Annotated in this window: 4 protein-coding genes and 1 pseudogene; 1 reads left to right on the top strand and 4 read right to left on the bottom strand. The window is 71.7% G+C overall.

The features are described 5' to 3' along the window. Positions 1-130, top strand: a pseudogene (locus FED44_RS29930) (sugar phosphate isomerase/epimerase); the annotation flags it as partial. An 83-nt stretch (positions 131-213) separates the two neighbouring features. Here the strand turns inward: FED44_RS29930 and FED44_RS29925 are convergent. From FED44_RS29925 to FED44_RS29910, 4 genes are all read right to left on the bottom strand, one after another. Next, entirely contained in the window at positions 214-1,929 is a 1,716-nt protein-coding gene (locus FED44_RS29925; RefSeq protein ID WP_138462787.1) for a serine/threonine-protein kinase, read from the bottom strand. A gap of 42 nt (positions 1,930-1,971) precedes the next feature. Further along, on the bottom strand, positions 1,972-3,423 hold the full coding sequence (locus FED44_RS29920; RefSeq protein WP_138462786.1) for a serine/threonine-protein kinase: 1,452 nt from the start codon (positions 3,421-3,423) through the stop codon (positions 1,972-1,974). A gap of 99 nt (positions 3,424-3,522) precedes the next feature. After that, the gene (locus FED44_RS29915; protein WP_117408369.1) at positions 3,523-5,175 is read right to left on the bottom strand and encodes a fumarate hydratase; all 1,653 of its coding nucleotides are present in this window, start codon (positions 5,173-5,175) and stop codon (positions 3,523-3,525) included. 293 nt (positions 5,176-5,468) lie between these two features. Beyond that, positions 5,469-6,419 carry a DMT family transporter gene (locus FED44_RS29910; RefSeq protein ID WP_244302380.1) on the bottom strand — a complete coding sequence of 317 codons (951 nt, stop codon included), beginning with the start codon at positions 6,417-6,419 and terminating at the stop codon, positions 5,469-5,471. Positions 6,420-6,481 lie beyond the last annotated feature (62 nt).

Below are 6,481 nucleotides of genomic sequence, written 5' to 3'. Positions count from 1 at the left end.
CTCCATCGAGTGGGAGGACGCGGGCATGGACCGGCTGCACGGCGCACCCGAGTCCCTCGCCTACATCCGCGCACTCAACGCCATCACCCCACCCGACGCGGCCTTCGACGCCGCCTTCTCCTCCGAGTGACGTCTCACCCCCAGGCGGCGGCCGCGGTGTCCCCACCGCGGCCGCCGTCTTTTTTCACGGAGACGTCTTTTCCCGGAGACGTCTCATTTCGCGATGAGCACGACCGCCAGCAGGATCAGCACCACGAGCCCGGCGAGCACGACTCCCATCGTCACCAGCACCCGCACCCGCGTACCGGCGTCCGGGCCGGAGGGGCCGCGCATCGCGAACAGGTCCGTGCCCAGGCTGCTCGACCCGGGTACGCCGTCCACCGGAGCACCATGACCCCCGGCACCCTCCAGCGGCCCCCCGGGACTCCCGGGATGCGCCGAGGGATACGGGCCGAAAGGCGGGCCGGAGTGTTGTGGACCGGACTGTTGTGGACCGGAGTGTGGACCGGGAGGAGCCGGAGGCTGCGCGGCGGGCAGGGGAAGGCTCCCCGCGCCGTGCTGCCCCGCGCCGTGCTGCCCCGCGCCGTGCTGCCCCGCGCCGCCCATGGCGGCGTTGCTCGCGGCGGCGTGATCGGGGGCAGAGGAGAAGGGCGGGGCCGCCGCCGGCCCCCGGTCCGGCGTCCCCGGCAGCCTGCCGGGAACGGTGGTGTCGTGCCTGCCCACGGGATCGGGACCGGGTTCGGGTCGCGGCGGGGCAGGAGGGACCCTGGGCACGCCCGTCGGGCGGGGCACGACCATGGTGCGGTTCACGTCCTCCTCGCCGTCGCCCGGAGCCACGCCGCCTGGAGCTGCGCTGCCCGGACCCGCGCCGTACGGAGCCATGCCGCCCGGAGTCGCGCCTGACGGGACAGTGTCGGGAGACCCGGCGGCGGGGGACGGGGCGATCATCTCGATCTCTTCGGGCCGGGCCTGCTGATCCGCCCTGCCGTTCGCCCCGCCGTCCGCGCTGCCGTCCGCGCTGCCGTCCGTGCTGCCGTCCGCCTGGACGTCCGCCGTCCCGGCCGGACGCGCGGGGGGAGCCGGAGCGGGCGCGGGTGAGGCGCCCGTCGGCGTGTCGGCGATCATCCGCAGCATCGCGGCCGCGCGTTCGGGCGTGAGGCGCGCCCTGTGGTCCTTCTCCAGCAGCCCCTCCAGCACCGGGCGCAGCGGCCCGGCCTGCGCGGGCGGGTCGGCGCTCTCGGTCATCAGCGCCGCGAGGGTCTCGCCCACCGTGGCGCGTTCGTACGCCGGTCGCCCCTCGACGGCGAAGTACAGCGTCGCGCCGAGCGACCACAGGTCCGACTCCGGGCCGGTGTGATCGCCCCGGGCCCGCTCTGGGGCGGTGTAACCCGGGGAGCCGATGACCATGCCCGTCTGTGTGAGGGCGGTGTCGCCCAGGGCCTTGGCGATGCCGAAGTCGGTCAGGACGACCCTGCCCGTCTCGGTCAGCAGGACGTTCGCCGGTTTGACGTCCCGGTGCAGGATGCGCTGCGCGTGCGCGGCGCGCAGCGCGCTCAGGAGGTCACAGCCGATCTCCGCCACCAGGCGTGGCGGCAGCGGCCCCTCCTCGTCGATCACCTGCTCCAGCGACCGGCCCTCGACCAGCTCCATGACGATCCACGGGATGCCGTCGGCGAGGATGACGTCGTGGATCGTGGCGACGGAGGGATGACTGACGCGGGCCGCCATACGGCCCTCACGCAGCATGCGTTCGCGCAGCTCCTGGCGTTGCCGGGGGCTGAGTGCCGGGTCCTGGCGGATCTCCTTGACCGCGATTTCCCGGTCCAGCGAACGGTCGTACGCTCGCCAGACCGTGCCCATGGTTCCCCGACCGATGCGGACGCGCAGCTCGTAGCGATCAGCGAGCATCCGCCCATGCTGTTCCGGCATGAGAAGAAAGATAGCGATTAAGCCTTGAAACGCGCTTTCCTGTTACTTGATAAAAATCCTCGGCCAGTACCGGCGCGGTAGCAGAATCTTGATCATCTTCGCCACGTGCCGCATCATGGGGATGCGCACGACCTGCTGGAAAGCGGGCTCCGGCGGCTTGCGGTGCAGCCCCTCGCTCGGCCGCCGCCGCTGGGACGGCACGGCGGCGACGTCGCCTCCCAGGTCGCGCGGATAGGCGAGGTGCCGTCCGGACTGCCCGTACAGGGTGTGCGGCCCACTGTGCCGGAACTGGCCGCTGTGCCCATAGGGCCCGGTCTGTCCGTACGGCCCGGTCTGTCCGTAGGGATCGGTCTGCCCGTACTGGCCGCCGGACGGGAAGGACGGCCCGAGCGGCCCGCTCGGCCCGTACACCCTGTAGGAGCCGGACGGATCGTACGGCCCGCCCGCCTGGTACGGCTGGCCGTACGGCCCCGACTGCCGGTGCGGCCCGGAGTCGCGGTCGCGCGGGGCCACCTTGGGGGCCGGTCGCGACTCGGCCCGGTGCTGACCTCGGTGCTGACCCCGGGGCGGGTTGCGGTGCGGCGGCTTGCGGCTGCTGGGGGGAGCGGGCGCGGTGGGCGGCGGCGAGGGACGTCCGCCGCGGAAGGGAGAGGCGAGCGGATCGTCGACCACGCCTCCGGCCGCGACCCTGGACAGGACGTGCGCCGCGCGGACGCCGTCGATCCTGGCCGCCGGGTCGATCTGCAGCAGTCCCCGCAGGACCGGGGCGAGCGGGCCCGCCTTCTCCATCGGGATGGGCGCCCCGCTGGTCAGCGCCGCGAGCGCCGCCGCCGCCGTACGGCGGCCGTGCAGTCCGCGCCCCTCGACGGCGGTGTAGAGGGTCGCGCCGAGCGACCACAGGTCGGCGGCCGGGCTCGCCCGGTCACCGAGGACGCGTTCGGGGGAGATGTATCCGGCGGAGCCGAGCACGATCCCCGCCTGGGTGATGGAGGCGTCGCCCTCCAGGGCGGCCAGCCCGAAGTCGGTCAGCACCGCCCGGTCGTCGTCGGTGACCAGCACGTTGCTGGGCTTCACGTCGCGGTGCAGGATGCCTTTGGCGTGCACGGCCCGCAGCGCGCCGAGGACCTGCCGCCCGATGTCGGCGACCCGGCGCGGCGGCAGCGGGCCCTCCTGGCGGATGAGCTCCTCCAGCGACCGCGCCCGGAGCAGTTCCATCACGATCCACGGCCGGTCGTCCTCGGTGATGACGTCGAAGACCGTGATGACCGAGGGGTGGGCGACCATGGCGGTCGCCCGGCCCTCGCGTTCGGTGCGCGCGCACAGCTCCGCCCGCAGTTCCTCGTCGAGGACCAGCGGAAGCCGCACCTCCTTGACCGCCACCTCGCGGTCGAGCAGTTCGTCACGCGCCCGCCACACAGTGCCCATCCCGCCGCGCCCGACCGGCTCGATAAGCCGATAGCGCGCGGCTAGCAGGTATCCGGAGGGCGCACGCATGGGTGGCAGCTTACCGATTTGTGCCATGCGACCTGTAGAGACCATGCCGGGAAATTGTTGAGATCTTCTGTCAAAGATCCTGACAACGTCCCCGCAGGGTCAGCGGCGGCCGATGGTAAGGACGGGCCCGGTGGTGTCGGTGAAGAAGTCGTCGCCCTTGTCGTCGACGACGATGAAGGCAGGGAAGTCGACGACCTCGATCTTCCAGACCGCCTCCATCCCCAGCTCCGGATATTCCAGGACTTCGACCTTCTTGATGCAGTCCTGAGCCAGCCGGGCCGCCGGGCCGCCGATGGAGCCGAGGTAGAAACCGCCGTATTTCTGGCACGCCTCGGTGACCTGCTTCGACCGGTTGCCCTTGGCCAGCATCACCATCGAGCCGCCCGCCGCCTGGAAGCGCTCGACGTACGAGTCCATCCGGCCCGCCGTCGTGGGGCCGAAGGAGCCGGACGCGTAGCCCTCGGGCGTCTTGGCCGGGCCGGCGTAGTAGACGGCGTGGTCCTTCATGTACTGCGGCATGTCCTCACCGGCGTCGAGCCGCTCGGCGATCTTCGCGTGCGCGATGTCGCGGGCGACCACGAGCGGCCCGGTGAGCGACAGCCGCGTCTTCACCGGATATCTGCTCAGTTCGGCGAGGATCTCCGGCATCGGGCGGTTCAGGTCGATGCTCACCACGTCACCGCCGAGGTGCTCGTCGGTGGTGTCCGGGAGGAACCTGGCGGGGTCGGTCTCCAGCTGTTCGAGGAACACGCCCTCCGGCGTGATCTTCGCCAGTGCCTGCCGGTCCGCGCTGCAGCTCACCGCGATCGCGACCGGGCAGGACGCACCGTGCCGGGGCAGCCGGATCACCCGCACGTCGTGGCAGAAGTACTTGCCGCCGAACTGCGCGCCGATGCCCAGCTTCTGGGTCAGCTCGAAGACCTTCTTCTCCATCTCCAGGTCGCGGAAGCCGTGGCCGCTCGCCGAGCCCTCGGTGGGGATGGAGTCCAGATAGCGGGCCGAGGCGTACTTCGCCGTCTTCAGCGCGTACTCGGCGCTGGTGCCGCCCACGACGATCGCCAGATGGTACGGCGGGCAGGCGGCGGTGCCGAGCGAGCGGATCTTCTCCTCCAGGAAGGCGAGCATCCGCTTCTCGTTGAGCACCGCCTTCGTCTCCTGGTAGAGGAACGACTTGTTGGCCGAGCCGCCGCCCTTGGCCATGAACAGGAACTTGTACTCGTCCGGGTGGCCGTTCGGGTCCTCGGCGTAGAGCTCGATCTGGGCCGGCAGGTTGGAGCCGGTGTTCTTCTCGTCCCACATCGTCAGCGGGGCCATCTGCGAGTAACGCAGGTTGAGCCGGGTGTACGCGTCGTACACGCCGCGGCTGAGGTGCTCGGCGTCGCGGCCGTCGGTCAGCACGTGGCGGCCGCGCTTGCCCATGACGATCGCGGTGCCGGTGTCCTGGCACATCGGCAGCACGCCGCCGGCCGAGATGCTCGCGTTCTTGAGCAGGTCGAGGGCGACGAAGCGGTCGTTGCCGCTGGACTCCGGGTCGTCGACGATCTTGCGGAGCTGGGCCAGGTGGGACGCGCGCAGATAGTGCGAGATGTCGTGGATCGCGGTCTCGGTGAGCAGCCGCAGGGCCTCCGGCTCGACCTCCAGGAACCTGCGCCCGGCCGCCTCGGTGACCCGCACCCCCTCGCGGGTGATCAGGCGGTACTCCGTCTCGTCGGGTCCCAGCGGGAGCAGGTCGGTGTAGTCGAACTCCGGCATCGTCCTCGGTCCTCGTGGTCTGCCTCGTCGGGCGCGCCCGCCGCGCGCGGGCCGTCCATGTCCCTGCACAGCGTACGGCGAATGAACAATGGTCATTATGCCTGGGGCATGAGTAGGTTTTGAATAAATTCAACCAGACGATATGCGCACAAAGCGGGATAATCGAGACAGTACGAGAGGAGGGGCCATGAATGGCGAGGTCATCGTAATGATCATATTCGCGATCGGCATCCTCGTGGCCCTGGCCCTGTCGCTGCTCGCGCTCGTGCTGCGGCAGGTCAAGGAGGGCGACATCACCTGGTGGGTTCCGTCCGGTGCGGCACGGCAGTCGCGCGACCGGTCACGCGACGGCTCACAGGACGGTTCGCGGCCTCCGGCGCCGGACGCCGGGGCCGGGGTGAACGGAGCCCGAGAGCGATCCCGCTGACCACGAGGGCCGTTCCGGCGAGGTCGGCCGGGGTGGGGACGGCGGTCCCTAGTAGGGCGGCCGTGGAGATCGCCCCGATGGGGACCATCCCGGCGAACAGCCCGGCCCGGCCGGGCCCCAGGCGGGGCAGCGAGCGGTACCACAGGAAGAACGCCACGCACGTGACGACGAGGGCGAGGTAGGCGAGGGCCGCCGCCTCGGCGGGGGTGGGTGTCCGCAGCACGTTCCGGCCGTCCAGGGCCAGCCCGGCGGCCAGCAGGAGTGGCACCGCGAGCAGGGCCGACCAGGCCGACAGCCGGACGGGTCCGATCAGCGGCAGCAACGGCAGGGCCAGCAGCGAGAAGCACAGCTCGCAGGCGAGCGCTCCGAGCGACCACAGCAGGCCGGGCAGGTTCCCGCTGCCCGCGCCCGTCGCCACGGAGGCGCCGGCGACCACCACCAGACCCGCCGCGACGACGCGCGGCGACGGCCGCCCGCCGGTGGCCATCGGGCCCACGAGGGCCAGCGCCAGCGGCACGGTGCCGAGGACGATGCCGGGCAGCGCGGGGCCGGACGCCCGGGCCGCCTCGACGACGCACACGTTGAACAGCACCAGCCCGGTCAGCGACAACGCGGCGAGCAGCCCCCACTGACGCGGCCGGAGCCGTACGGGTCCGAGGCCGCGTGCGCGGGCGGCGGCGAGCAGCACCACGGCGGCGAGGGCGTAGCGGATCGCCTGGCCGCCGTAGACCGGATAGTCCTCGATCGCGCCGGATACCGCGGCCAGCGTCCCCACGAGGAACATCGCCCCCGCGGCCCCAGTCGTGTAGGTGTTCACGTCTGCCGATCCTAGGAAGCGGTTGGTCTCCGCCACCGGTCCAATCGGACGGCGTTATGGTG

It is taken from the genome of Microbispora triticiradicis, from assembly GCF_005864065.1.
GTDB classification, from domain to species: Bacteria; Actinomycetota; Actinomycetes; order Streptosporangiales; family Streptosporangiaceae; genus Microbispora; species Microbispora triticiradicis.
Note: the sequence above shows the minus strand (reverse complement) of the source record. Positions and strands in the feature narration are given on the sequence as shown.